This window comes from Spirosoma areae (genome assembly GCF_054781775.1).
In genome coordinates this window covers 104,776-131,413 of record NZ_BAAGTT010000002.1, presented here as the reverse complement: position 1 = coordinate 131,413, position 26,638 = coordinate 104,776, and the positions used below count along the sequence as shown (strand labels likewise).

Below are 26,638 nucleotides of genomic sequence, written 5' to 3'. Positions count from 1 at the left end.
GCGTTAAAGCTACGAATTTTACCTATCTTGCTCCCGGCAAATAAGCATAAAACGCAGGGATTCGTCACTTTATGAAGCAAAATATTATTAAAACCCGGCTTAAAAACAGCCAGCCCGTACTGGGCGTTCTTTCCAACAGCGCCGACCCTACCGTAGCCGAACTGTGTGGCTTTTCGGGACTTGATTTTTACATGATCGATGGAGAGCACAGCCCCGTTACAACGGCTCAGGTGCAGGACATTGTGCGGGCCTGCGAGGTCAGCGGCATTACGCCCTTAGCCCGGGTTCGGAGTAACGACCCCAAACTGATTCTACAGTTTCTGGATGCGGGCGTGATGGGTATCATGATGCCCGGCATCAGTACGGTAGCTCAGGCCGAAGCCCTCGTGCAGGCGGTTAAATACCCACCCCTCGGCGCTCGCGGTTTCGGGCCGGTGCGGGCTAATGATTATTTGCTGGGCACCATGAATCAGGGCGAGTTTGTGGAGTTTGCCAATCAACAAACGCTGGTGCTGCCCCAGATTGAGGCTAAAGAAGCGATTGATAACCTCGATGACCTGCTAACCGTCGACGGCATCGACGGTTTCGTGGTTGGCCCGCGCGACTTAGCCATGAGCATGGGCTATTATGACGGCCCCGGCCACGACGACGTGAAGCGAACCATTGCGGGCATTGTCGAAAAAATCAGAAAGGCCGGGCTGATTGTGGGCACAACAGCCGCCACCGGCGATCAGGCAAAAGCACTCATCGACCGGGGCGTTCTGTTCTGCCTGAATTCATTTGCCGGGCTGCTTAAAACAGCGGCCAGCGATTTTATGAAAGGAAGAGGGTAGGGTATTTCGGATTTGGGATGTATGATTTCGGATTTAAATCGCCAGTACGCGGATAAATCCGAAATCATACATCCCAAATCCGAAATCTCTTCTTACCTTTGCACCCTCATTTCCAATTTCATACAAAACACATGTACGCAATCGTAGAGATCGCAGGGCAGCAATTCAAGATCCAGAAGGGTCGCTCCATCTATACCCACCGGTTAGAGGGCGATGTGGACGCTGCACTTGCCTCCGACAAGGTGAAGGTTCTCCTTGTTGACAACGAAGGGAGCATTTCCATTGGTGCTCCAACTGTCGCCGGCGCGACAATATCGGCTAAAATAGTCGAACACCTGAAAGGCGAGAAGGTCATCATCTTCAAAAAGAAGCGTCGGAAAGGATACAAAAAGAAAAACGGCCACCGTCAATACCTGACGAAGGTTTTAATTGAAGACATCACTCTCTAAATAGTTATTGAGTTTTATAGTCATAAAGTTATGGAGTGCTTCAACACATAAACTTTACAACTATATAACCTTATAACTTTATAACTCTTTTCAGAAGAAAATGGCACACAAGAAAGGTGTAGGTAGTTCTAAAAACGGTCGCGATTCGCACAGCAAACGGCTGGGTGTGAAGCTATTCGGTGGTCAGTCGGCCATTGCCGGTAACATCATCATTCGCCAGCGCGGCACCAAGCATCACCCCGGCAAAAACGTCGGGTTGGGTAAAGATTATACAATTTTCGCCTTAGTCGATGGTACGGTGAAATTCCGTCCGGGCCGCGATAATCGCTCGTATGTTGACATTATTCCCGCAGGCCCGTCGGCAATCACCGTAGCGCCTGTAGCGCCGGCTCCGGTTGAGACGGCTGCTGCGGCCCCGCTTGAAACCAAAGCTCCGGCTAAAGCCGAAGAAGCGGTTGTTGCTGCTGAAGCGTAATAATTGAGCCTCAAGTTTCCATGAACCCGTTTGACCCTGTCAGGCGGGTTTTTTTGTGGGCAAAACTAAAAAAAGGGTTGGGGTGTTAAACGGTATAACTAACAGTTGTCGTACCGCATGTGGTGTCAGGTTTGAGAACCCAACGCCACGGCTACACCACGATAAGCATCGATTTTTTAAATTACCATTTATATGAATCCGACACTAAGCCGCCCTGTATCCATTTTTACGGAAGGAAGCCCCAACCCGAACTCCATGAAGTTTGTGGTCAACGTTGAACTCGTGCCCACCGGACTTTCCTTCGATTATGCGACACCGGGCGATGCCCTGCTGGAGGGCAAAGCGTCGCCGTTGGCCATTGCCCTGTTTGGCTTCGAGTTTGTCCGCCGGGTATTTATTTCGGGCAATTTCGTAACTCTGACAAAAGACGATGAAACCGACTGGGACGAGGTATTATTTGAGGTAAAACTGTTTCTGAAAGATTATTTCGGCGACCAGAAACCCGTGTTTGCCCAGCGAACGATGGATAGCAACACGATGAAAGTTGATACGGATTCCGAAACGGTGCAAAAAATCAAGGCGGTTCTGGACCAGTACATCCGCCCGGCGGTTGAATCGGATGGCGGGGCCATCAGTTTCCACACGTTCGATGAACCCAGTGGCACGGTAAAAGTGCTGTTACAGGGTTCGTGCAGCGGTTGCCCATCCTCGACGTTAACCCTAAAAGCAGGCATCGAAAACCTGCTAACCCGGTTGGTGCCGGAAGTGAAGTTGGTGGAAGCGGAGGGGGTATAAATGCAGGGAGCGCGGAGCATGGTTCTCGGTATCCCCGCGCCATGCTCCGCGCTCCCTGCACCTGGCTCCCCGCGAAAATAAATCCGTCATTGGCAAGCCCGGTGGCGGATTTACGTTTTCTTTGCAGAACGCTTTTCCATTTACGTATCCACTTCATGAAGAAATTGCTTTTGCTGGGGCTGTTTATGCCAGTCTTTTCTGTCAGTGTTGCCCAAAATATGCTGGGTATTTCCACCAGTCACTATGGCGGTACCAACCGGCTGTATATCAATCCCGCTTTTGCTGCCGATTCACCGTCTAAGCTTTATGTGAATATTGCCACAGCTAATGCCCATGTGAACAACAATTACGTTCGTTATCAGGCTCCGTTTTCACTCCTGCGCCTGATTAGTGGGAACGTACCGGCTCAATATAAAAGTGCGGATGGCTCCCTTCGGTTTGCCAGCGACTATACGCGCGAGATGCTGGATGGCAAACCCAAAAACGGCACCATCTGGGGCGAAGTGCGCGGCCCTTCCTTTTTGATGCAAACCGGTCCACGCGCTGCTTTCGCCGTAACCACCCGGTTCCGGGCGATTGGGCAGGTGGTGGGGGCCTCGGAAACGCTGCTGTCGGCACTTCGGGCGAGCCTGAACGACGGCGCTCTATACAGCATTCCGAGCAACGATAACAAGTTCAGCGCCAGCACAAACACCTATGCTGAGTTAGGATTGACGTTTGCCGGAACTGTATGGGAGAATGAAGGCCGTAAACTCCTGCTGGGCGCAACGGCGAAGTTTCTGCTGGGCTACAATGCTCAACACCTGATTAATCGGGGCATGAATTATCAAATTGTGCAGGACCCCAGGAATGCCAGCAATGCGGTTCTGGAAGTTAACAAGTTAGATGCCACCCTGGCGTATTCCACCTATCTGCGAAACCAGAACCTGAGTCCGGGAACCTTATTCAGTTTATCGGCGCCGGGCCGGGGACTTGGGGCTGATGTTGGGTTGACCTATATGGCTCAGTATGATGCTGACAGCCCGGCCCTCCGGCTGGGCATAGCCATTGCTGACATTGGCGGAATGACCTACAAAGGCGAAGAATATGCCTACACCAACATCGGCACCAATCCAGTACAGTTTAGAGGCAGCGATTTTAACAACCTTAGTGGTACCAGCGCCATCATTGAAGTTATCCAAAACAAGCTGAACACCGGGCGTACACCCACTAACCAGAAGTTTAGCGCGGGCTTGCCTACTTCGTTCAACGTAACCGCCGACTACCAGTTATCCAATGGATTTGGCGTTAACCTGACCTATCTGCAGGATATTCGGTCTGTGCAGGCAACGGCCGTACATCAACCATCGCTACTGGCCGTAACGCCCCGGTATGATGCACGCTGGCTCAGTTTGTCCGTCCCCATTGTCTACCTGAACGGGGGCCTGACGGCGGGCGGCTCGGTGCGCGTTGGTCCGGCCTGGTTTGGAACCGAAAACTTTCTGGGGTTGCTTGGAAATAATTCCAACGGTATCCAGCCGCGTGGTTTAGATATTTACGCCGGGATCGCCTTTGGGATTGGGCGGGTGAATGAAGCAGTGGAGTAATGAAAGCGGTGAAGCAGGAATATACTCACCCCAACGGCTTCACCACTTCACCACCCTTGACTTTCAGTAGAAATCCGTATTTTTGGTTAAATCTCGCCTATAAACGGGATATCCGGGTCTGTTATGACCGAACACGCTACATTTTTTGATACACCGCTTCTCTACCTGAAAGGATTAGGCCCGCAGCGGACAGAAATGCTCAATAAAGAGTTGGGCCTGTTCACCTACGGCGACCTGATTCAATACTATCCGTTTCGCTACGACGACCGGACGCGCTATTACACCATCAGCGAGTTGATGGACTCTATGCCCTCGGCGCAGGTGCGCGGACGAATCCGCGACTGGTACATGGAGGGCGAAGGGCCTAAAAGACGGCTGGTCGCTACCTTTGCCGATGCAACCGGCTCCATGAGTTTAGTGTGGTTTCAGGGCGTTACCTACATCGAGAAAATTCTCCGGCGCGACGGCGAATACATTGCCTATGGCAAGCCGCAGTCGTTCAACGGCCTGTTCAGCATCGTTCATCCTGAACTGGAAAACACGGCGACTGCTTCGGAAAGCGAACCCGGCTTTTTTCCGGTCTACAACCTCACCGAAAAACTCCGCAAACGCCATCTCGACAGCAAAGTCATTGGGAAAGTGATGCGGATGCTGCTCGAACAGTCGTGGCCGAACATCCGCGAAACCCTGCCCGATTCGCTCGTGCAGCAGTACCGGCTCATCAGCAAGCGCGAGGCCATGTGGAACATTCACCTGCCCCAGAACCAGGGCTGGCTGAAACAGGCTATTCGGCGGCTGAAATTCGAGGAACTGTTCTATAATCAACTTCGGCTGATTAAGAACAAACTCATTCAGAAAGAAGAGTTTCCGGGGCAGATTTTCCGGGATACTTCCCTGATGAAGCACTTTTATAAGGAACTGCTGCCCTTTGAACTGACCGGCGCTCAACAGCGCGTTATCAAAGAAATCTACGCCGATTTTCTGACGGGCAAGCAGATGAACCGGCTGTTGCAGGGAGACGTGGGCAGCGGCAAAACCATTGTGGCCTTTATTGCCTGCCTGATGGCGATTGGCAACGGTGCCCAGGCCTGCTTTATGGCCCCCACCGAAATTCTGGCCGACCAGCATTATAACGGTCTCAAACCCTTTGCCGATGCGATGGGCCTGAACCTCGGTATCCTGACCGGCTCAACCAACAAGAAACGCCGGCTCGTGCTGCATGAGGAACTGCAATCCGGCAAGATGCATATTCTGGTCGGCACGCACGCCCTGCTCGAAGATGTGGTGCAATACAAAAACCTCGGCCTGTGTATCATTGACGAACAGCACCGCTTCGGGGTAGCGCAACGGGCCAAACTCTGGCGCAAAAATGAGGTTGTGCCCCCGCACATTCTGGTCATGACGGCCACGCCCATACCACGCACTCTGGCCATGACGCTTTATGGAAACCTTGATGTGTCAGTTATTGACGAGCTGCCGAAAGGCCGGAAGCCCATCAAAACGGTGCATAAATACGACAAGCACCGTTCGGAAGTGTTTGGCTTCATGCGGCAGCAGATTGAATTAGGGCGGCAGGTGTACGTAGTCTATCCGCTCATCGAAGAGTCCGAAAAGCTGGATTACAAAGACCTCATGGACGGTTTCGAGAGTATGCAACGGGCGTTTCCGCGTCCCAAATTTGAAGTCGGGATGCTGCACGGGAAAATGCTGCCCTACGAAAAAGACGACGAGATGAAGCGGTTTTTGAAGCAGGAAACCCATATCCTGGTGGCCACAACGGTGATTGAAGTGGGCGTGAACGTGCCGAACGCCAGCGTTATGGTCATTGAAAGCGCCGAGCGATTTGGCTTGTCGCAGTTGCACCAGTTGCGCGGTCGGGTAGGGCGGGGGGCCGACCAGTCGTACTGCGTGATGATGACCGGCTACAAACTCAGCAGCGACACCCGCACCCGGCTCGAAACGATGGTGCGAACCAACAACGGCTTCGAGATTGCCGACGTAGACCTGCAACTGCGCGGCCCCGGCGACCTGACCGGTACGCAGCAAAGTGGCGTCATGGATTTGATGATTGCCGACTTAGCCAAAGACGGTGCTATCCTGACAGCCGCCCGCGAGTCGGCGCAGGCGATTCTGACCGAAGACCCCGAACTCGTGCTGCCCCAGCACGCGCCCATCCGCAACCATGTCGATAGCCTCAAACAGACCGACAGCAACTGGGGACGGATTAGTTAGTTACCTATATGGCGAAATGTATCCGTTAATAGTATATTGGTAATATATGCTACTGAAAAGACCCGTAAAATGAAATCTGATGAATTTAGTATCCTAAATAGTGGCTTGTTTGTGGCAATTATAAACAAACACAATCTTTTGTATATTAAAATTTATTTTTTGCCTATTGATTTATATCCCTGTATACTGTATAAGTTTTGTTAAACCGTCGGACAAATACATCTTCTGTCGTATGTATCGTTAAAATAAAGTTAATTCTTGGTAAAATTAAATAAGTAAAAACACTTAGCTTCGCAACTTTAATATACGTTATCCTAAACACAATTAAGCTTATGCAAAAACAATGTACGAACCAGAAGGTCCGCAACATACGGGCGGGCACCTTCCGGGCAAGGGCAAATCGCTCCCGACGAAACGCATTTTGCCTGCTGCTACTCAGTCTGTTTTGCTCCGTTGGCGCAATGGCCCAATCGCGGGTTACGGGGAAAGTAATCGACCAGCAAGGACAGGGTTTGCCTGGTGTAAGTATCGTGGTCAAAGGAACAACAACGGGTACCGTCTCATCGGCACAGGGCGATTATACGCTGAACGTGCCCAGCAAAACGGCTACGCTGGTGTTTTCCTACATTGGCTTTAGCAGCCAGGAGGTAGCTATCAGCAACCGGGAGCAGATTAACATCACGTTGGCTGGAGACGATAAAATGTTGAACGAAGTCATTGTGGTTGGGTATGGTGAGCAGAAGAAAGAAACCGTGACGGGTTCTGTGGCCTCGGTGAAAGGAACAGAATTAGTCAAATCACCGGCGGTAAACCTGACCAACTCCATTGCGGGTCGGATGCCAGGCGTTATTGCCACTAACCGCTCCGGCGAACCGGGGTATGATGGATCGGCCATTCGAATTCGTGGCTCCAACACGCTTGGAAACAACGACGCGCTGATTGTTATTGACGGCGTACCGGCCCGGGCCGGGGGGCTCGACCGTCTGAATCCGGCTGACATCGAAAGCATCTCCGTGCTGAAAGATGCCTCAGCAGCTATTTATGGTTCGCGGGCTGCCAACGGAGTTATTCTGGTAACGACCAAGCGGGGCAAAACGGGTAAGCCGGAACTGTCCTATAGTTTCAATCAGGGGTTTGGGCAGCCAACCGTTATACCTAAAATGTCGTCGGCGGCTGAGTATGCCCAGTTGAACAATGAAATCAACCTGTATAACCTGCCCTCGCAGTACTGGAAAGAGGCTAATACCGCTTTCAACACCACGGGTACCTACACCCGGCCGGATAACGGAGCAATAGCCAAAGCTGCCTTTACGCCGGACGACATCAAGAAGTTTCAGGATGGTTCGGACCCCTGGGCACACCCCAGTACGGATTGGTTTAGCGATGCCCTGAAGCCCTGGTCACCGCAGTCACGTCATACCCTGCAATTGGTAGGTGGTAACGAAAACGTTAAATACCTGACATCGGTCAACTACCAGAACCAGGACGCTTACTACAAGAATTCAGCAACGGGTTATAAACAGTATGACTTCCGGCTGAACTTAGACGCGAAGATCAGTAAGCACATCAGCACGGTTATTGGCGTAGTTGGTCGTCAGGAAAATCGGTTTTTCCCAACGGTCGGGGCGGGTTCCATTTTCCGGATGCTGATGCGCGGCTATCCCAACAAACCGGCTTTCTGGCCGACTGGGCAACCTGCACCCGATATTGAGAACGGTGAGCAGCCCGTTCTGGTTACCACCAGTGCAACGGGTTACGATAAGGATACCCGCTATTATCTGCAAAGTAATGCCAGCGTCAACATCACCAACCCCTGGATTCCGGGTTTGAAGTTTAGCGGTAGCGTAGCACTGGATAAATACATACAGCAAGGCAAACGGTGGCAAACGCCCTGGTACGTTTATAGCTGGGATTATACGTCCTATGATGCCAACAAGCAGCCCCTTCTCCAGCGCGTTGCGAAAGGACCCGCTCAGGCAAGCCTCAATCAGTACACGAACGATCAGCTTAACTCGCTGCTGTCCGGTATTCTGAGTTACGACCATACATTCGGGGGCGATCATGCGGTCACCCTGCTGGCGGGTATTACGAAAGAGCAGTCAAACTCAGCCGGGTTCTCAGGTTTCCGCCGGTATTTTGCCTCTACTGCCATCGACCAGTTGTTTGCGGGAGGTAGCGCCGAGAAAAACAGCAACACAACCGCTGCCTGGGAACGCGCCCGGATGAGCTACTTTGGTCGTGCCGGGTATAATTATAAAGAAAAATACCTCGCTGAATTCCTGTGGCGATACGACGGTTCGTACATGTTCCCGGCAGCAAGCCGGTGGGGTTTCTTCCCCGGCGTATCGGCGGGCTGGCGTATTTCGGAGGAAAATTTCTTCAAGAAAAATCTGCCAGCCATCAGCTCACTTAAACTACGGGCATCGTGGGGTCAGTTAGGAAACGACCAGGTATATTTCAACGATGTGCTGCGTGAGTATGATTACCTGCCGACCTATGCCTATGGCGATGCAGCAAACGCCAACTGGGGCTACGTAGTAGGGAATCAGGTCGCACAGACACTCTACGAAAACGGCGTTCCCAATACAACGCTGACCTGGGAGGTTGCCAACAATGCCGACATTGGTTTGGAAGGATCAGTCCTGAACGGAAAGATTTTCTTCGAGTTCGACGTTTTCCAGAACAAGCGGTCGAATATCCTGTGGCGCAAGAGTGCGTCTATCCCGCAGACGACCGGCGCTACCCTGCCCGCTACGAACATCGGTCGGGTGACTAACCGGGGCTACGAATTCAACGTCGGCTACAACGGTCAGGCCGGTGATCTGAAATATAGCGTGAGTGTCAACGGTGGTTACGCTAAGAACGAAATTACGTTCTGGGACGAAACGCCGGGCGCTCCAGAGTGGCAGCGTTCGACCGGTAAGCCGATTCCGAGTAACGTCAACGATCCGAACCAGGCCAACGGTACGCTCCTCTATCAGTACGATGGTATTTTCTCGACGCAGGCCGACATTGATGCCAATAAGCTGGATTACAGTGGTGTAGGGGCCAGCCTGCTCCGTCCTGGCGACATGAAACTCAAAGATATTAACGGCGATGGAAAAATCAACGGCGAAGACCGGGTACGGGCCGACCGCAACAACCAGCCCCGTTTTCAGGGTGGTTTCAACGGCAACCTGCGCTGGAAAAACTTCGACTTCACCGTGCTGATCCAGGCATCGACTGGCGGACAAATTTACCTCCAGACCGAGTCAGGTACGATTGGTAACTTCCTGAAATGGAGTTTCGATCACCGCTGGACAGTCGATAATCCCAGCACGGTCGACCCACGCATTGTTGACCGCAATAATCAGTATTTCAACAATGGAACTACCTACTGGCTGAAGAGCACCGATTACGTCCGCCTGAAGAACGTAGAGCTGGGTTATACCCTGCCCGCCACCATTGCCAATAAAGTTGGCCTGAATAACCTGCGGGTTTATGTGAACGGACTTAATTTAGCAACGTATGCGCCTGCCATGAAAGGTCTGTTCGATCCAGAGTCGCTCAGTGGAAGTGCCCAGTATTATCCACAGGCGCGAATCATCAACACGGGTTTGTCTTTAAGTTTCTAAACGATCAATCAGAAAAGTATGAACTATATCGTCAAGTGTCTATCATTCGGCCTGTTGCTGGGTGTAACGATGGTAGCCTGTAACAGTGATTTTCTGGATACGAAACCGCTCGATAAAGTGTCGGCAGATGCGGTCTGGTCTGACCAGGCGCTGTCGGAAGCGTTCGTGACAGATGTCTATAATGGCCTGCGCGACGGCATTCTGAGCCAGATGAATTTCGACTGCCAAACCGACAACGCCTTGTATAGTTTCGGTAAGCAGGATGTAAACGAAGCGAACGTTAGCCCCTCGAACTTAGGGACAATTCCGGTCATGACGGAGTGGAGCGCCATGTATGCCCGCATTCGGGCCGCTAATATTGCCCTGGCGAACCTGGCGAAGCCTAAATTTGACAATGCCACGATTGCCGACCGGATGAAAGGCGAAATGTATTTTATGCGGGCTTATTTTTATCAGCAACTGTTGCGCTACTACGGTGGGATTCCAATTATCAAAACGCCCTACTCGCTGAATGAAGCTGAGTTTACCGTCGCCCGGAACACCTATGAAGAGTGTGTAAACGCGATTGTAAGTGACCTGGATTCGTCCGCCATTCTGCTCAAAGGCAAGACGTTAGCCAGTGGACGCGCTACTGTAGGCGCAGCTTTGGCCCTGAAGGCCCGCGTGCTGCTGTATGCCGCCAGCGATCTGCACGATATTCCGACTGCCAAGGCTAAGTCGACGGTCATTGCCAGCTTCAGCAAACCTGAGCTACTGGGTTATGTCAGTGGCGACCGGGCGGCCCGCTGGCAGAAAGCCAAAGATGCAGCCAAAGTCGTAATGGACCTTAACCAGTATGGCTACAAACTGAATCTGACCGCGCCCGTTACGCCCGCCGAAGGACAGCAGAACTATGTCAATCTCTTTCTTTCCCGCAATGGGGGCGAAGCCGATGGGATCTTCCTGAAATATAACATTCGGGCTTCGTTCGATGACTGGGCTTCCTGGTATCCGCGTAATAACATGCCAAATGGCTATCATGGCTGGACATCGAGTGAGCCAACGCAGAATCTGGTCGACAATTATGAAATGATGGATGGCACGAAATTCAACTGGAGTAACCCTGCCCACGCAGCAGCTCCCTATGAAAATCGTGATCCGCGTTTCTATGTCTCTATCCTGTATGATGGCGCTCCATGGAAACCCCGCACACCCGATGGAGCCGGTATCGACCCCGTTGGTCAGATTCAAATGGGTGAATATGAAGTGGGTAGCTCGGCTGCTCCCACGAAATATTCGGGTTTAGATACGCGCAATAGCTCCATCGAAAACTGGAATGGTACCTGGACAGGCTACGGAATCCGGAAATTTATGGACCCCGACCCAGGGCTGGTAGATCAGAATACCCGTCAGGAAGTGCCATCGGTTCAGATTCGGTTTACGGAGGTGGTCTTCAACTATGCCGAAGCCTGTATGATGCTGGGGCAGGATGCCGAAGCCAAAAAATGGATCAATGCCGTTCGGTTCCGGGTGGGTATGCCCGCGCTCACCGAATCGGGCGCAGCTCTGATGGCGCGGTATCAAAACGAACGCAATATCGAAATGCTGTTTGAAGAACAACGGTTCTATGATGCCCGTCGCTGGATGATTGCCCCGGTTGTGTTTGGCAAACAGGCGCAAATCGTCATTATTACCGGTAAACTCAAACCAGGTAAGTCCGTCACGACGTATAAGTACAGTAAAGAAAACTACGATTATACGTATAAAGTGCAGGACTTGGGAACAGGTAAGGAGAACCGGAAGTGGGACGATAAAGTCTACTTCCTGCCCATTAGCCGGGATGAGATCAACCGGAACAATAAACTGGTTCAGAATCCGGGTTATTAAGTAAATCGGTTTTAGTTTGTAATGACACTGATGCCAGCGTAACGATGCGCTGGCATCAGCTTTTTGGTAACCATTCGTTTTTGTGTTATGAAGACGATGCTGTTTATTGTAGGAATGGGATTCGCGTCTGCTTGTGCCGTTCTGGCACAGGCGCCCGACGTAATTCGAATAAAAGGTGGCGTTGGTGGCGAAAAAGCCGTTCCTTTTACGAAACGATACCGGTATAATCAGTTTCAGCCCGGTAAGCTACTGTACCAGAACAAAACGGTGGCTGCGGCTCTGTTCAACTACAACATTCTGCTGGGCGAGATGCAGTTTATTGATTCTTCGGGCGATACGCTGGCCTTAGCCAGTGAACCCGTTGTTCGGCTGGTTAGTATTGGCGGAGCAACGTCGCCGGAGAATGTGTTCTGGTACGACCCAAAAAATGGGTATCTGGAGATAATGGCCGAGTACAGTACCGTGAACTTAGCGATAAAACAAGGCTTGAAAATGGCGAGGAGCGAGAGACAGGGCGGCTATGAGCAATCGACGGGAACGTCATCCATTCGGGAGTATCAATCATACTCGTCGGGCAGCACCTCGGTAAATAGGCTCGACGCGAAAGGTGATCTTCTGTTGATAAAGGATAGAACGTATTTTCTTATTGATCAAAATGGCCGTTCTTACCCCGCTAACCGGGCCGCTGTCGTGAAACTGTTCGGCAAACATCGCGAACAGGTAACCGCATACCTGGCTCGGGAACCGGTTGATTTTAAGCAGATAGACGACCTGAAAAAACTGCTCAGGTATTGCAGTGAATTGCCTTAAATTTACCCATGATTGCCTTTTATTCATTCTGGTTTTTATGACGTTATCTTTACCGGGTATCCATAGCTGGTTGGTGCTAACGATGTGTTGGTTTGCCAGTGGTTGTCGGGAGGGGGCCTCCGACCAGCAGAACACGTCTGCTACAGGGTCTCCACTTTTTACCTCACTCTCGCCCGAACAAACCGGCGTTTCGTTCGCCAACAACCTGACCGAGGGGCTGAACACCAACGTGTTGATGTATGAGTATTTCTACAACGGTGGGGGCGTGGCCGTGGGCGATCTGAACGACGATGGTTTCGAGGATATCTACTTCAGCGGCAACATGGTGCCCAACCAGCTTTACCTCAACAAGGGCGGCATGAAATTTGCCGACGTAACAGCCGCTGCGGGCGTGGCCGGGCGCGAAGGACCCTGGCGAACGGGCGTGTCGATGGCCGATGTCAACGGCGACGGACGACTTGATTTATTCCTTTGCTATTCAGGTAGTTTACCCCCCCACAAACGCATTCCTCAATTGTTTATCAACGATGGCCCCGACGCTCAGGGGGTTCCTCACTTTTCAGAGCAAACCACGCAATGGGGTTTAGACAGACCCGGCCAGACAACGCAGGGCACGTTTTTCGACTACGACCGTGATGGCGACCTGGACTTGTTTCTGCTGAATCATAACCCTCGTCTGTTGCCCGTGCTCGACCCCGGACCCACGTCGGCCCTCCTGCAACAAAGCAATCCGGAAATTGGTGTGCGGCTGTTACAGAACACCGGCAGCTATTTCAACGACGTAACAGAGCGGTCGGGACTGAGCAGTTCGGTGCTGAGTTACGGGCTGGGCCTGGGCGTCTCTGACCTGAACGGCGATGGCTGGCCCGACCTGTATATTTCCAATGACTATACGATTCCGGATTATCTCTACATCAACAACGGCAATGGCACATTCACCAACCAGCTAAAGACCAGTATCCGCCACACGTCGCAGTTCTCGATGGGCAACGATGTAGCCGATGTTAACAACGATGCCCTTCCCGACATCATGACGCTCGATATGCTGCCCGAAGACAACCGGCGGCAGAAACTGCTGATGGCCCCCGACAATTACGAAAAATATGATCTGGCCGTAGCCTCGGGCTTTCATTATCAGCATATGCGGAACATGTTGCAATTGAATGAGGGAGCGTGGAGCGTGGAGCAGGGAGCGGGGGGTAGGGGTACTTCCACGAACCTCGCCCCGCGCACCCTGCCCCTCTTTTCCGAAGTAGGCCAAATAGCCGGCATCTCGAATACCGACTGGAGTTGGTCGCCCTTGCTGGCCGACTATGACAACGATGGCTGGAAAGACCTGTACGTGACAAACGGCTACGTCCGCGACTACACCAATCAGGATTTTTTGAAGTACATGACCGACTACATGCAGAACCGCCCGGCCAACTTTCAGCGGGAAGACGTCCTGGAACTCGTGCATAAAATACCCTCCTCGAACGTCATGAATTATATGTTTCGTAATCGGGGAGGAGAAACCTCGGGCGAATCTACCGGTCCGTCGCTACGGCCGGACGGAATTGCGTTTGCCAACGTCGGGGCTGCCTGGGGGCTGACGCAGACTTCCAACAGTACCGGAGCCGCCTACGCTGACTTAGACAACGATGGCGACCTGGATTTGGTGGTCAACAATACCAACCAGTCTGCTTTCATCTTCCGGAACGAAACCAATAAGGAGCGCAAACACCATTACCTGTCGGTTAAATTAGTGGGTAATCAGCCAAATACGCAGGGTATAGGCGCAAAAGTGACAATCTACCAAAAGAATAAACAGCAGTATGTCGAACAGATGCCAACGCGCGGGTATCAGTCGGGCATGTCGCCCCGTCTGCATTTTGGGTTAGGAGCCGACTCCGTAATTGATTCATTGCGAATTGTTTGGCCAACGGGAAAACAGCAACTGCTGGCGAGTGTGAAAGCTGATCAGATGCTGACCGTTCAGGAAAAAGAGGCCCAATTGACCTATCGCGCTCCAACAGGGGCACCCGCGCTCTTTCGGGAGGTTAAAACACCGGTGGCCTTTGCCGATCCTGTTAACAAAACGAATGATTTCAAGCGGCAGTCGCAGTTGGTGAATGCTCAGTCGTTTGGGGGGCCGTGCATGGCCAAAGCCGACGTGAACGGCGATGGCCGCGAGGATGTATTTGTGGGCGGAAGCAGCGGACAGGCTGGCGTTTTATTCATTCAGCAAGCGCCGGGGCAGTTCAGTCGACGGGCGCAGGCTGCTTTTGACGCTGATAAAGCCAGCAATAATACCGATGCTGTTTTCTTCGATGCCAACGCCGACGGGTTTCCTGACCTGTACGTATGCAGTGGCGGCTATGGCGATTTAACGACCGGCGACCCACGTTTGCGGGATCGGCTCTACCTGAACGACGGGAAAGGGAATTTCAGCACAAGTCCGGATGCACTGCCCGTGATGCAGACCAGTAGTGGGTGTGTCCGGGTAGCCGATGTCAACGCCGACGGTCGGCCCGATTTGTTTGTGGGTGGCCGGGTAATGCCGGGCCGCTACCCCGAAACACCGAAGAGTTTTCTGCTCGTGAATACTGGTACTGGCCGGTTTACGGACCAGACCGCGAAACTGGCGCCAGGGCTCTCGACGCTGGGCATGGTCACCGACGCAGCCTGGGTTGACCTTAACGCCGATAAAAAGGCCGAGCTGGTTGTGGTAGGCGAATGGATGCCTGTGACCGTGCTGGGCTGGTCCAACAATCAACTGACTGACCAGACGAAAATCTTTTTTGAGAAAGAATACCGGGGCTGGTGGAATAAATTGCTGGTGGATGACCTGAACGGCGACGGTCGGCCGGATCTGGTTATTGGCAATCAGGGACTGAATACGCAGTGCCGTGCCAGCGACCGCGAACCCGCCGAACTTCTCTACAAAGACTTCGATAACAACGGCAAAATCGACCCGATTCTGTGCCTGTACGTACAGGGCAAAAGCTACCCCCACGCCACCCGCGATGAACTGTTGGATCAGGTCGGGATGCTGCGTCACCGCTTCACCAATTACGACAGTTATGCCAACGCGACACTGACTGACGTATTCAGACCGGAAGAACTGGCTGATGCAAAAAAGTTGACGGCCAATCAGTTACAGACAACCTGCTTCGTGAGTACACCGGCGGGTAAATTAACCGAAAAACCATTGCCGGTTGCCGCCCAGATTTCGCCCGTCTTCGCTATTACGGTGGTAGACTATAATAAAGATGGGCACAAAGACCTGCTCTTGTGTGGCAACACCACCCAGACCCGGCTCCGCTTTGGCCGGGCCGATGCAAACTACGGCCTGCTGCTCCGGGGCGAGGGTAAGGGCGCCTTTTCGGCCGTGCCGCAGCAACAATCCGGGTTTCAGATCACGGGCGATGTGCGGAGCGTTTTATCCATCGGCAACACGCTTCTGTTTGGCATCAACCAACAGACGGTGCGGGCTTACGAGTCTAATTAATTCATCGCCGGATTAAAACCCGGCGCACAGGCAATGAATTGCGCCGGGTTTTAATCCGGCGATGAATAATGGTATACTCAGTTCGTGAAAACGGCTTGATTGGTAGCATCGGGCAGTGGCCTGAAGCCCCACCCGATGGAATCGTGGTGCCGGAAAACGTTTTCCAGACACTACGTCGGTTCGCGTTTGAATCAGACCAGGCCGATGTCCTGTTGACGTTCACCATGTATAAAGGACGGGAACTGATTCGGATTCGTAATTACGTTGGTTTGCTGCCGCTTTGGGGCGGGATACATCTCGAAATTCTCCCCAAAATTGAGCAGCCTGCAAATGCCCGGTCGTTGCTGCTCACGATGCTTCGGCAGGTACGCCACAGCCCCTTCCGAACCCTCACGTCGGCTCATACAGAGGCTGTCCGCCTGCCGCTGTGGGAAGTTTTCGTAAGAGCCTTTCTGGATACGCTGGAGCCACTGCTTCGGCAGGGAGTTCAGCGGGCGTATGTTGCCGTTGAACGCAACGAACGGTTCTGGAAAGGTAAATTTCAGATGACCCGCCAACAACGCGAAAACGCCCATCATGCCGAACGACTGGCTGTTGTGTATGATGCACTTACGCCCAACGTGCCCCCCAATCGCATTCTGAAAACGACGTTAGTGCAGTTGAATCAACGGACGGGCAGTCTGGCCAGCCAACGCCGGATTCAGCGGTTTCTGGCCGTTTTAGATGAAGTGCCCGTGGCCGAATCCGTGCCTGACGATCTGAGTGCCAGCCGGCGGGCCAGCCGCCTGTTTACCCGCTACGAACCGGCGCTGCGCTGGGCCGAAGCCCTGCTCACGGAACAGGGTTTCGGCGTTAGACCAGGCCGGGTGGGGAGTTTATCGCTGCTGTTTCCAATGGAACGCGTGTTTGAAGAATACGTTGCCCACGGCATCCGGACATACTGGCCCGACGCGGGTATGGTAACAATCCAGGAATCGTCGACGCATCTGGTGGACGAACACGTTGGGGCGCCCAAATTTAAACTTCGTCCCGATATATTGATTCGGCACAACGACAGGCTGTTTGTTCTTGATACCAAATGGAAACAGGTAGACGGTCAGAAGTCGGACGAGACCCCATCGACAGCCAATTATGGCATTGAGCAGGCTGATTTGTACCAGCTTTATGCCTACGGCAAGAAGTACGCAGCCAGCGACTTATTCCTGATTTACCCGGCCAACGAACGGTTCCGGCAGCCGCTTGCCGTCTTTGGCTATGACGCCACGACCCGCCTGCACGTTGTGCCGTTCGACGTAACCAATTCGCTGGCGAATGAAGTAGAAAAATTAGTTACTTACGCTTTGTCGTTTTAAACGCACCTACCGTCATGCCCCTTCTCCTGACCTTAATCGGTATTCTGACGCTTGTTTTTTTGGTCGCCTATGTTCGTTTAGATACGTTTATTTCATTTGTCATCGTTTCCCTCGGCATTGGTTTGGCGTCGGGTATGGGCGTGGTAGACGTGGGTAAATCCATTCAGACGGGTATTGGCGGCACCCTCGGTGAACTGGTATTAATTATTGGTTTTGGCGCCATGCTGGGCCGATTGGTGGCCGAAAGCGGGGCGGCCCGGCGCATTACCAATGTTCTGATTGGTTGGTTCGGTATCAAAAATATCCGCTGGGGGCTGGCCTTAGCGGGCTTTGTGATTGGCATTCCGCTGTTTTACAATGCCGGGTTCATCATCGTTGTTCCCCTGATTTTTACCATTGCGGCTTCGTCACGCTTGCCGCTCATGTCGGTGGCGGTGCCTATGCTATCGGCTTTGTCGGTCGCACACGGCTATTTGCCCCCTCACCCATCCCCCTCGGCAGTGGCCAGTCAGCTCAACGCCAACATCGGGCAAACGCTACTCTACGGCATCATTGTGGCCATTCCGGCCATCATTGTTGCCGGACCGCTATTTGGCAAAACCCTCATACATATCAAGGCGACGCCTAACAAAGCATTATTCAACATTCGGGAGGTGCCCGACCATGATTTGCCGGGAGCGGGCGTCAGCTTTTTTGTGGCCCTGCTGCCGGTACTGCTGCTAACCACCTTCGGCCCCCTAAAAAATGCAATGCCCGGCGAATCACCTCTAAAAACCATCGTTACGTTGCTGGCCGAACCCTATATCGGTATGCTGGTGTCGGTCCTGACCGCCATGTATGCACTGGGTATCCGGCAGGGGCAGCCGGTAAAGGCCATTACCAAAGACATGGAGGAAGCCGTGAAAGCGATTGCCCCGATTCTGCTGGTCATTGCTGGGGCGGGTGCGCTCAAGCAGGTTTTCACGGATAGCGGCACCAGTAAATACATTGGTAGTTTACTGGCCGACGTAGCCATTCCGCCCTTACTGCTGGCCTGGGGTATGGCCGCCTTCATTCGGGTATGCGTGGGTTCGGCAACGGTTGCCGGTTTGACAACGGTGGGTATCATTCTGCCTTTAGTGCAATCGCAGGCCATAAAGCCGGAATTGATGGTGCTGGCCATCGGCTCCGGGAGCCTGATGTTTTCGCACATCAACGACGGGGGATTCTGGCTCTTTAAAGAGTATTTCAACCTCACCATTGGGCAAACCATCCGAACCTGGTCGCTGATGGAAACGATTGTATCGATTATTGGCCTGTTTGGCGTACTGGCCTTAAACATGGTAGTATAAAACGGGTAAGAGTCTGCTAATTAGCAGACTCTTACCCGTTTTATACTACCATGTTTAGCCCTTTTGATTAATTTTTTATTTCCTGTTTACGCATCGGCATACTGTCAACGAGTTGGAACAGGTCTTTGGGATCGACCGGCTTTTGGTAGGTATGTTTAACACCGCCATCTTTTCCAATAAGCCACCCCACAAACGCATCGGCCGGCTTTAATTTATAGTCGTGCATAAGAAACTGGCGGTCCGGCTCCGATACTTCGGATGCGATCAGTACAATGACGTCCAGATCGCGCTCTGCCAGCCCAGCTCTTTCTTTAGTCAGGGCTTCCTGCTGATTAATGGTGTATTGCTGAGCATCATCGCGGCAATAAATCAGCAACACCCGCCGATGGTCTTTTTTTTCATTCAATATCGCTTTGAGCGATTTTTTCTGGTTCGCTACACTTTCCATAACAAGAGCAAGCCCCATTAGCAGGGCTATCAGAGATAGGAACCAACGACGATGCATAGTGTTTCGGCTCAGGTGACCGTGTTACTTATAAATCCTCTATCCGCTCCAGCATCAGAATCGACGCCTGCGGCACAATGACATACTGTTCGCCTTCATATTGCACCTCAATGGCGTTTCGTTGCAGATAAAGTGCAACATCGCCCTCCTGAGCCTGAAGCGGCATGTATTTCACTTTTTCTTCGGTTTCTTTCCAGGGTTCGTCATCCATTGGCGACGGAATTGGATAGCCGGGACCAACCTTAATAACGTATCCTGACTGCACTTGTTCTTTTTCCTGAACAGTGGGCGGCAAATACAGCCCGCTGGATGTGCGGTCAGATGGGTCTTTCGGCTTAATGAGTACCCGGTCGCCTACGACAATCAGGCGTTTAAATTTATTATCGGCAGTTATTCCAAGCATACTAATCGGTAGGCAAAAATCGGGCAAGCTATGTAAGCAAGTCAAAATGGCATAGTTGCTGACCGCCACCGACGGACAACGAACACTATTGACTGTATTTACGGTACGGGATCGTAGCCGTGCCCGCCCCACGGATGGCAGCGGCCAATGCGCTTCAGACCCAGCCACCCGCCCCGTAAGGCTCCGTATTTGCGAATTGCTTCGATGGTGTACTGCGAACAGGTGGGCGTGTAGCGACAGGCGTTCGGAAAATAAGGTGACACAATGGCCTGATACGCACGAACCAGGCCAATCAGAATTAGCTTCGTCATGTAGGCAAAACACCAAAATACCTGAAAACTTTCCCGCAATACGTATCTTTGCTCACGAACGTTGTTCGTGTCAGGTTTCAGGTTCAACGTTCCCTGTTTCAACTAGATGAAGCAGGTTTGGACCTGAAACGTGAAACCAGAAACTTATTTGAGCATGTTACAATACATTATTTGGGAAGTAAATCCTGAAATTTTTCACATTGGCTCATTCTCTGTGCGTTGGTACGGATTACTGTTTGCCCTGGGTTTTCTAATCGGAATGCAGATTATGGGCTACATTTTCAAGAAAGAAAATAAGCCTGTTGCGGATACGGACACCCTGCTGATTTACATGGTCGTGGCCACAATTCTGGGCGCCCGCATTGGCCATTTTCTGTTCTACGAACCCGAAGTGCTGCTTCGTAATCCCCTCACGGTTATCACTCCCCCCTTTGCCGGGCTGGCCAGTCATGGCGCCACGATTGGCATTCTGACGGGCCTTTGGCTGTATTCGCGCCGGAAGCAAAGTCAGTTAACCAACCAGACATTTTTGTGGGTGACAGACCGCATTGTGATTGTGGTTGCCCTGGCGGGAGCCTGTATCCGTTTCGGCAACCTGATGAACTCGGAGATTGTTGGTCGCCCAACAGATGTGCCCTGGGCCTTTGTGTTTATGAATAATAATGAATACGAAAAAATTCCGCGCCATCCCGCACAATTGTATGAGTCGATCTCGTGCTTGATCCTGTTTTTTGGACTACTCTGGTTCTGGGATCGCTACAAAGCGCGCACCCCGCGGGGTAGTATGCTCGGAATTTTCCTGATCTGGGTGTTTGGCCTGCGGTTCTTCTACGAATACCTGAAAGAAAATCAGGTTGCATTCGAGAATAATCTTCCGCTGAATATGGGGCAGTGGCTGAGCATTCCGGCCGTATTGATGGGCATTTATTTTGTCGTTCTCAGCTACAGGAAGCCAATTCCGGTGCCCACCTCAGAAGAGTCAAAAGCGATTGAATCGTAGCGGTTGCACGCAGGGTTGTGTATATCACCGGCTGCCGATATACGCCTTGAGTTCAGTTGCCGACGTGCTGAAGGTAAAGACATCAAAAACGGTATCAGTGGTCGTCTATGGGTATGGACTGGTCGTGCAGCTCGTGCCACTTGTGCACGGCCCACAGCCGACGGGCAATGGTCATTCATTTCTTATGCGGAGCTAACGCCGACACCTATTGGCCCAGCATAGCCGCTGTTGTCGGCAGCGCGGTCAGGCCCTGCTGCTGACCCATTCACTATAATGGGCCAGATCGGCCCGGTAAGCCCGCTCGGTGTTGGCCGCTCCCTGTATACCTTTCAGCAAATATTTCTGCTGAGCATCGCCCACCTGGGGCAGCGCAACCGGGGAAAACAGATCAGTTTGCGCGGTTGGCAGCAAAGGCAGGGTTTGACCATACATGCGTTTCAATAATTTTTGACAAACCTACCCGTTTGTTGCAAAGCACACAAACATTATTGCGTTTACAAGGTACGACTGCTTATCTGTTACCGATAATCTTCATTTATCAATACTAAAACATGACTTGAAATAATCATTGTCTGCTATGGTTTACCTGTAGATTATAAGTGTGTAATTACTTGATCCTATGATCGGTGCACAACACTTATAAGGTCATTTGATACTTACTGTCCATAATCGTCGAAAATAAGACATTTTAGGATGCTCAATATTTTGTTTTGACAAAAATGTAATTTTTGTCAAGTTTTCAGGAAAACAACTGTGTGCTAGGAAAAGCTTAGCTACGAACAAATTTCGACGGCAGGTGGGTGGGTATGTCAATCAGACGTATTATGCCAGCAAAGCCTTCGTGCTCATGAAGAGCGAGAAAAAGGTAGCTGCATTACTGCCGATAGCCATGGTCAACCGACTTGCGGAACTTGAAGCATTTCAGGCGCAAGTAACGGCTGAGCGGCAACAAATCGAGCCAACTAACACCGATGCCAATCAAATAACAGAAGGGCAGTAGACCGTTGCCAGCTTAGATTTGGGCAACTTTTATACTGGTTTTCGAGCCACGTGTGTAGGGAGTAGGCAACCATCATACTCGGCATAACCAAACAAATGGCCGGGCAACCGGTGTTTACAATTTTCCGGCCACCGTGCTGGCCCAGTTGTGTCCAAATCGTAAGTTTCGTGCCTATAAGCTTATAAACTGTACTGGTATAATCAGTTTACGATAAAGCCGCCCTCACTGACTATGAGGGTTTTTCAGTGTTTAAGAGGCTGTCTAAATTTCCCAAATTAGGTGAGGACACAGCAACAGGAAATACGCAGTTAATTTTAGAAACTTAGCAGTCTCTAAAGTGTGCGGAGAAAATCCCCTAATCGGCAAGCGCACTAATCTGTGATTTTCATAAAAAAGCCACTGGTTTTAGTATAAAGTATACCAAATTAGCGGTCGAACTTTGTTGAGAGTGTGGCCTTGAAAAACATTGAGGCCATAAAACGACATTGGTCATGCTTATGGCTCCAGATAATAACCTGGATGGCCTACTGGCAATCGAATACGGCCCTGGTGCAAACTTTTCTATCCACCACACAGCCTTTATTGAATGCCCTACTCAAGGCACTGGCCTGTTTAGGCGAACGGATACCCAATAACCCCGTAAAACGGCCATTCTATGGAAGATTCAAACGAGTCGACGATTACCCGGCGTGAAATGATTGTTGGAACGACCGCTGCTGTTGCCGCCCTTGCTTTCTCGAACGTGACGGGCGCACAGGCCGCTCCGCATACCGTTCCGCTTTCACTGGCGAAGGTGTCGTTTACAGTGAATGGACAACGCCACGACCTGGAAATGGACACCCGGACCACGTTGCTCGATACGCTACGGGAACACCTCCAGTTTACGGGCACTAAGAAGGGCTGCGACCACGGCCAATGTGGTGCGTGTACCGTGCTGGTCAATGATCGACGAATCAATTCCTGCCTGTCGCTGGCCCTTCAGCATCAGGGTGATACCATCATCACCATTGAGGGACTGGGAACGCCGGAAAACAGTCGGAATGCCGCATCAGCCACTGCCCGGCTCCATCCCATGCAGGCGGCCTTCATCAAGCACGATGGCTACCAGTGCGGCTACTGCACACCGGGACAAATCTGCTCGGCAGTAGCGGTGCTCAGCGAAATCAAAGCGGGAATCCCCAGCCACGTCAGCGCCAGTTTGCTGGAGAAACCTGAGGCCACCAATATGGAATTGCGCGAACGGATGAGTGGCAATATTTGCCGATGCGGTGCCTATTCCAATATTGCCGAAGCGATGAGCGAAGTGGCCGGTAAAAACGCATAAATCACTTAGTCATGCCGGATCATCATCGACCCATTGCCAAGAATAACTAAATAAGGGCTCATGAAACCATTCACCTACGAACGCGTTCACACGCCCGCCGAAGCTGCGGCTGCTGCGGCCCGAACACCGGGGGCTAAATTCCTGGCCGGGGGCACCAATCTGCTCGATCTGATGAAGCTGGAAATCGAAGCGCCCACGCACATCATCGATATTGGCAAGATTGGCCTCGACAAAATTGAATCAACCCCGGCTGGGGGACTGCGTATCGGGGCGCTGGTGAATAACACCGATCTGGCGGCTCACCCCATCGTGCGTCGGGATTACGGCCTTTTGTCACGAGCACTGCTGGCGGGGGCGTCGGGGCAGTTGCGTAACAAAGCCACCACCGCCGGTAATCTGTTGCAACGGACGCGCTGCCCGTATTTCTACGATACCAACCAGCACTGCAACAAACGTGTGCCCGGCAGCGGCTGCGCGGCCATTGCCGGATTCAGTCGGCAACTGGGCATCATCGGTACGAGTGCCTCGTGCATCGCCACCTATCCTGGTGATATGGCCGTGGCTATGCGTGCCCTCGACGCGACGGTAGAAATGGTAAAAGCCAATGGTACCAAACGTACCATCCCCCTGGCTGAGTTTTACCGCCTGCCGGGTCAGACCCCACAACTGGAAACGACGCTGGAGAAGAACGAACTGATTACCAGCGTGGTCCTGCCGCCACCGGTGGGTGGGGTACATATCTACCACAAGGTGCGCGACCGGGCCTCCTACGCCTTCGCGCTTGTTTCGGTGGCCGCTGTTCTTCAGAAAGATGGCACGGGCCGGGTGGCCGTTGGGGGAATAGCCCCCAGACCCTGGCGGGTTGAGTCGGCCGAACCGCTGCTGCCGTCGGGCGCGAAAGCGTTTGCCGCGCAACTGCTGAAGGGAGCCCGACCCACTAAAGAAAATGAGTACAAGCTGGCCCTGGTTGAACGAACTGTGGCAGCCGTTTTAGACGAAGCCCGACACTGACATGAAATTTGAAACGCCTGCCGGAATCAACCCCATCGACCAGCTCAACGTCATTGGTAAACCAACCGACCGCATCGAAGGCCCGCTGAAAACAACGGGAACGGCCAAATACGCCTACGAACACAACGACGCGGTTTCCAATCCCGCTTATGGGTACGTCGTGGGCGCGGCCATTGCCAAAGGACGCATCAAGTCCATCGACCAGACAAAAGCAAAGGCTGCACCCGGTGTACTGGCTATCGTGACGGCGGCAAGCGTCGGGCCACTCCAGCAAGGCAAATTCTACGTCGACCGGCTGCTGGCCGGGCCCGACATCGACCACTATCACCAGGCCATCGCAGTGGTGGTCGCCGAGACCTTCGAGCAGGCCCGGGCGGCAGCCTCGCTACTGAAAGTAAGCTACACGAAAACCAAAGGAGCCTACGATCTGGCAGCGGCCAAAGACTCGGCACCCCTCCCCAGGCAGGGTCAGTTTGGCCCACCCCCGACAACGAACGTGGGGGATTTCGATGGGGCGTTCGCATCGGCCCCGGTCAAACTGGACGAAACCTACACCACCCCCGACCAGACTCACGCCATGATGGAACCTCACGCCACCATTGCCCAATGGGACGGGGACAAACTAACCTGCTGGTGTTGCATTCAACAACTCAACTGGGGTGCCCGCGACGTGGCCACCATTCTGGGTGTTCCTCAGGAGAACATTCGGCTGATCGCGACCTTTATTGGCGGGGGCTTTGGGGGTAAGGGCACCGCCCTGTCCGATATCATTGCCGCTTCGCTGGCGGCTCGTGCTACAGGTCGACCGGTGAAAGTGGCCCTGCCCCGGCCGTTGATCGCTAACAACACGATCCATCGCCCGGCGACCATCCAGCGCATTCGGATCGGGGCTACCCCCGACGGAACGATCACCGCCATCGGGCACGAAAGCTGGTCGGGTAATCTGCCCGGCGGGGGAGCCGAATCGGCCACCGCACCCACCCGGATGATGTACGCGGGAGCCAACCGATTCATGCAACTGCGGCTGGCCGTGCTCGATCTGGCCGAAGGAAGTGCCATGCGGGCGCCGGGCGAAGCCACGGGGATGATGGCCCTGGAAATTGCCATGGACGAAATGGCCGAGAAACTGGCGATGGACCCGGTTGCCTTTCGCATTAAGAACGACACCCAGGTTGATCCCGAAAAACCAGGTCGTAAATTTTCAACCCGCAAATTAGTCGAGTGTCTGCAAACCGGGGCCGGGCAGTTTGGCTGGAACCGGCGGCAGGCCAGACCCGGTACCGTGCGGGAGGGTCAGTGGCTGATCGGGCTGGGCGTTGCGTCAGCCATTCGGGGAGCACCTATCATGAAATCGGCGGCCCGCGTGCGGCTAAGCCGGGAGGGCATCATTACAGTCGAAACGGACATGACCGATATTGGAACCGGCAGTTATACCATTGTTGGGCAAACCGCTGCGGAGATGATGGGCGTTGGCCTGGATAAGGTGGTGGTCAAACTGGGCGATTCGTCGTTTCCCACGTCGCCGGGCTCCGCCGGGCAGTGGGGTGCGGCTTCCGTCACGTCGGGTGTCTACGCAGCCTGCGTCAAACTACGCGAAGCCGTAGGGTTGTCGCTGGGCGTGAGCGTCGAAGAAGCCGAGTTCGTGGGTGGACAGGTGCGGGCGGGTAATCGTAGCTATCTGTTGAGCGACGCAGCCAAAGCCGCCGAACTGGTTGCCCAGGATGAAATGACCTACGGTACCCTTTCCAGGGAATACGCGCAGGAAAGTTTCGGTGCTCATTTCGTGGAAGTAGGGGTCCATGCGTTTACGGGTGAGATCCGGGTCCGGCGGATGCTGGCGGTTTGTCATGCCGGGCGTATTCTGAATCCCAAAGCCGCCCGCAGTCAGGTCATCGGCGCCATGACGATGGGCGTGGGCGCGGCTTTGATGGAAGAACTGGTGGTCGACAAACAGGTTGGTTTCTTTGTCAACCACGACCTGGCGGGCTATGAAGTGCCCGTTCATGCCGATATTCCCCATCAGGAGGTGGTGCTGCTCGAAGACCTGGACCCGACCATGTCGCCCATGAAGGCCAAAGGCATCGGCGAACTGGGCATCGTTGGGGTAGCGGCCGCAGTCGCCAATGCCGTCTATAACGCGACGGGCATTAGGGTTCGCGATTATCCGATTACGCTCGACAAGCTAATCAATAAACTCAGTCTCAATGGGTAATTGAGAAACCAAGAGACACTGTCGTATACAAAGAACAAG

Annotated in this window: 21 protein-coding genes; 17 read left to right on the top strand and 4 right to left on the bottom strand. The window is 52.9% G+C overall.

Going from position 1 to position 26,638, the window contains the following annotated elements; all coding sequences use genetic code 11:
• Nucleotides 1-71 precede the first annotated feature (71 nt).
• The 12 genes from ACYVI1_RS01460 to ACYVI1_RS01405 all read left to right on the top strand — a co-directional run bounded on the left by ACYVI1_RS01460 (nt 72) and on the right by ACYVI1_RS01405 (nt 18,833).
• Nucleotides 72-833 (top strand): HpcH/HpaI aldolase family protein, encoded by a 762-nt coding sequence (locus ACYVI1_RS01460; RefSeq protein WP_460905950.1) that lies wholly within the window; start codon nt 72-74, stop codon nt 831-833.
• Between the two features lie 131 nt (nt 834-964).
• Nucleotides 965-1,282 (top strand): 50S ribosomal protein L21, encoded by a 318-nt coding sequence (gene rplU / locus ACYVI1_RS01455; RefSeq protein WP_460905948.1) that lies wholly within the window; start codon nt 965-967, stop codon nt 1,280-1,282.
• A gap of 100 nt (nt 1,283-1,382) precedes the next feature.
• Nucleotides 1,383-1,757: a 50S ribosomal protein L27 gene (gene rpmA / locus ACYVI1_RS01450; RefSeq protein ID WP_460905946.1), complete on the top strand. Its 375-nt coding sequence runs from the start codon at nt 1,383-1,385 to the stop codon at nt 1,755-1,757.
• A 192-nt stretch (nt 1,758-1,949) separates the two neighbouring features.
• On the top strand, nt 1,950-2,552 hold the full coding sequence (locus ACYVI1_RS01445; protein ID WP_460905944.1) for a NifU family protein: 603 nt from the start codon (nt 1,950-1,952) through the stop codon (nt 2,550-2,552).
• Nucleotides 2,553-2,707: 155 nt separating this feature from the next.
• Nucleotides 2,708-4,138 carry a DUF5723 family protein gene (locus tag ACYVI1_RS01440; protein ID WP_460905942.1) on the top strand — a complete coding sequence of 477 codons (1,431 nt, stop codon included), beginning with the start codon at nt 2,708-2,710 and terminating at the stop codon, nt 4,136-4,138.
• A 123-nt stretch (nt 4,139-4,261) separates the two neighbouring features.
• A complete protein-coding gene (recG, locus tag ACYVI1_RS01435; protein WP_460905940.1) occupies nt 4,262-6,370 on the top strand; it encodes an ATP-dependent DNA helicase RecG in 2,109 nt (702 codons plus the stop codon).
• Nucleotides 6,371-6,702: 332 nt separating this feature from the next.
• On the top strand, nt 6,703-9,984 hold the full coding sequence (locus ACYVI1_RS01430) for a SusC/RagA family TonB-linked outer membrane protein (protein WP_460905938.1): 3,282 nt from the start codon (nt 6,703-6,705) through the stop codon (nt 9,982-9,984).
• 18 nt (nt 9,985-10,002) lie between these two features.
• Nucleotides 10,003-11,850 carry a RagB/SusD family nutrient uptake outer membrane protein gene (locus tag ACYVI1_RS01425; protein WP_460905936.1) on the top strand — a complete coding sequence of 616 codons (1,848 nt, stop codon included), beginning with the start codon at nt 10,003-10,005 and terminating at the stop codon, nt 11,848-11,850.
• A gap of 87 nt (nt 11,851-11,937) precedes the next feature.
• On the top strand, nt 11,938-12,660 hold the full coding sequence (locus ACYVI1_RS01420; RefSeq protein ID WP_460905934.1) for a hypothetical protein: 723 nt from the start codon (nt 11,938-11,940) through the stop codon (nt 12,658-12,660).
• Between the two features lie 37 nt (nt 12,661-12,697).
• Nucleotides 12,698-16,150, top strand: coding sequence for a VCBS repeat-containing protein (locus tag ACYVI1_RS01415; protein WP_460905932.1), 3,453 nt, complete (start codon nt 12,698-12,700; stop codon nt 16,148-16,150).
• 68 nt (nt 16,151-16,218) lie between these two features.
• Nucleotides 16,219-17,502: an McrC family protein gene (locus ACYVI1_RS01410; protein WP_460905930.1), complete on the top strand. Its 1,284-nt coding sequence runs from the start codon at nt 16,219-16,221 to the stop codon at nt 17,500-17,502.
• 14 nt (nt 17,503-17,516) lie between these two features.
• On the top strand, nt 17,517-18,833 hold the full coding sequence (locus tag ACYVI1_RS01405; RefSeq protein ID WP_460905928.1) for a gluconate:H+ symporter: 1,317 nt from the start codon (nt 17,517-17,519) through the stop codon (nt 18,831-18,833).
• Between the two features lie 67 nt (nt 18,834-18,900).
• Here ACYVI1_RS01405 and ACYVI1_RS01400 read toward each other — a convergent pair whose 3' ends face one another.
• From ACYVI1_RS01400 to yidD, 3 genes are all read right to left on the bottom strand, one after another.
• Nucleotides 18,901-19,338 (bottom strand): DUF4174 domain-containing protein, encoded by a 438-nt coding sequence (locus tag ACYVI1_RS01400; protein ID WP_460905926.1) that lies wholly within the window; start codon nt 19,336-19,338, stop codon nt 18,901-18,903.
• Nucleotides 19,339-19,366: 28 nt separating this feature from the next.
• A complete protein-coding gene (locus ACYVI1_RS01395; protein WP_460905924.1) occupies nt 19,367-19,741 on the bottom strand; it encodes a co-chaperone GroES in 375 nt (124 codons plus the stop codon).
• 98 nt (nt 19,742-19,839) lie between these two features.
• The gene (gene yidD, locus ACYVI1_RS01390) at nt 19,840-20,052 is read right to left on the bottom strand and encodes a membrane protein insertion efficiency factor YidD (RefSeq protein ID WP_460905922.1); all 213 of its coding nucleotides are present in this window, start codon (nt 20,050-20,052) and stop codon (nt 19,840-19,842) included.
• A 154-nt stretch (nt 20,053-20,206) separates the two neighbouring features.
• Here yidD and lgt point away from each other — a divergent pair, with 154 nt between their 5' ends.
• Nucleotides 20,207-21,052 (top strand): prolipoprotein diacylglyceryl transferase, encoded by an 846-nt coding sequence (lgt, locus tag ACYVI1_RS01385; RefSeq protein ID WP_460905920.1) that lies wholly within the window; start codon nt 20,207-20,209, stop codon nt 21,050-21,052.
• A gap of 243 nt (nt 21,053-21,295) precedes the next feature.
• Here lgt and ACYVI1_RS01380 read toward each other — a convergent pair whose 3' ends face one another.
• A complete protein-coding gene (locus ACYVI1_RS01380) occupies nt 21,296-21,484 on the bottom strand; it encodes a hypothetical protein (protein ID WP_460905918.1) in 189 nt (62 codons plus the stop codon).
• Nucleotides 21,485-21,899: 415 nt separating this feature from the next.
• On the opposite strand from ACYVI1_RS01380, the gene ACYVI1_RS01375 reads away from it, so the two are divergent.
• The 4 genes from ACYVI1_RS01375 (at nt 21,900) to paoC (ending at nt 26,599) form a co-directional block, all read left to right on the top strand.
• Nucleotides 21,900-22,052, top strand: coding sequence for a hypothetical protein (locus ACYVI1_RS01375; protein ID WP_460905916.1), 153 nt, complete (start codon nt 21,900-21,902; stop codon nt 22,050-22,052).
• A 655-nt stretch (nt 22,053-22,707) separates the two neighbouring features.
• Complete coding sequence (paoA, locus tag ACYVI1_RS01370; RefSeq protein ID WP_460905914.1) at nt 22,708-23,376, top strand: aldehyde dehydrogenase iron-sulfur subunit PaoA; 669 nt, start codon at nt 22,708-22,710, stop codon at nt 23,374-23,376.
• 60 nt (nt 23,377-23,436) lie between these two features.
• The gene (locus tag ACYVI1_RS01365) at nt 23,437-24,387 is read left to right on the top strand and encodes an FAD binding domain-containing protein (protein WP_460905912.1); all 951 of its coding nucleotides are present in this window, start codon (nt 23,437-23,439) and stop codon (nt 24,385-24,387) included.
• 1 nt (nt 24,388) lies between these two features.
• Nucleotides 24,389-26,599 carry an aldehyde oxidoreductase molybdenum-binding subunit PaoC gene (gene paoC, locus ACYVI1_RS01360; protein WP_460905910.1) on the top strand — a complete coding sequence of 737 codons (2,211 nt, stop codon included), beginning with the start codon at nt 24,389-24,391 and terminating at the stop codon, nt 26,597-26,599.
• Nucleotides 26,600-26,638: the final 39 nt, after the last annotated feature.

Excerpts from the sequence above, each read along its gene's own strand:
- paoC (WP_460905910.1), top strand. The coding sequence starts at position 24,389 with ATGAAATTTGAAACGCCTGCCGGAATCAACCCCATCGACCAGCTCAAC.
- ACYVI1_RS01365 (WP_460905912.1), top strand. The coding sequence starts at position 23,437 with ATGAAACCATTCACCTACGAACGCGTTCACACGCCCGCCGAAGCTGCG.
- ACYVI1_RS01460 (WP_460905950.1), top strand. The coding sequence starts at position 72 with ATGAAGCAAAATATTATTAAAACCCGGCTTAAAAACAGCCAGCCCGTA.
- ACYVI1_RS01415 (WP_460905932.1), top strand. The coding sequence starts at position 12,698 with ATGACGTTATCTTTACCGGGTATCCATAGCTGGTTGGTGCTAACGATG.
- ACYVI1_RS01420 (WP_460905934.1), top strand. The coding sequence starts at position 11,938 with ATGAAGACGATGCTGTTTATTGTAGGAATGGGATTCGCGTCTGCTTGT.
- rplU (WP_460905948.1), top strand. The coding sequence starts at position 965 with ATGTACGCAATCGTAGAGATCGCAGGGCAGCAATTCAAGATCCAGAAG.
- recG (WP_460905940.1), top strand. The coding sequence starts at position 4,262 with ATGACCGAACACGCTACATTTTTTGATACACCGCTTCTCTACCTGAAA.
- lgt (WP_460905920.1), top strand. The coding sequence starts at position 20,207 with ATGTTACAATACATTATTTGGGAAGTAAATCCTGAAATTTTTCACATT.
- ACYVI1_RS01380 (WP_460905918.1), bottom strand. The coding sequence starts at position 21,484 with ATGTATGGTCAAACCCTGCCTTTGCTGCCAACCGCGCAAACTGATCTG.
- ACYVI1_RS01375 (WP_460905916.1), top strand. The coding sequence starts at position 21,900 with ATGAAGAGCGAGAAAAAGGTAGCTGCATTACTGCCGATAGCCATGGTC.
- ACYVI1_RS01405 (WP_460905928.1), top strand. The coding sequence starts at position 17,517 with ATGCCCCTTCTCCTGACCTTAATCGGTATTCTGACGCTTGTTTTTTTG.
- ACYVI1_RS01440 (WP_460905942.1), top strand. The coding sequence starts at position 2,708 with ATGAAGAAATTGCTTTTGCTGGGGCTGTTTATGCCAGTCTTTTCTGTC.
- ACYVI1_RS01410 (WP_460905930.1), top strand. The coding sequence starts at position 16,219 with ATGGTATACTCAGTTCGTGAAAACGGCTTGATTGGTAGCATCGGGCAG.
- ACYVI1_RS01400 (WP_460905926.1), bottom strand. The coding sequence starts at position 19,338 with ATGCATCGTCGTTGGTTCCTATCTCTGATAGCCCTGCTAATGGGGCTT.
- ACYVI1_RS01395 (WP_460905924.1), bottom strand. The coding sequence starts at position 19,741 with ATGCTTGGAATAACTGCCGATAATAAATTTAAACGCCTGATTGTCGTA.
- ACYVI1_RS01445 (WP_460905944.1), top strand. The coding sequence starts at position 1,950 with ATGAATCCGACACTAAGCCGCCCTGTATCCATTTTTACGGAAGGAAGC.
- rpmA (WP_460905946.1), top strand. The coding sequence starts at position 1,383 with ATGGCACACAAGAAAGGTGTAGGTAGTTCTAAAAACGGTCGCGATTCG.
- paoA (WP_460905914.1), top strand. The coding sequence starts at position 22,708 with ATGGAAGATTCAAACGAGTCGACGATTACCCGGCGTGAAATGATTGTT.
- yidD (WP_460905922.1), bottom strand. The coding sequence starts at position 20,052 with ATGACGAAGCTAATTCTGATTGGCCTGGTTCGTGCGTATCAGGCCATT.
- ACYVI1_RS01430 (WP_460905938.1), top strand. The coding sequence starts at position 6,703 with ATGCAAAAACAATGTACGAACCAGAAGGTCCGCAACATACGGGCGGGC.
- ACYVI1_RS01425 (WP_460905936.1), top strand. The coding sequence starts at position 10,003 with ATGAACTATATCGTCAAGTGTCTATCATTCGGCCTGTTGCTGGGTGTA.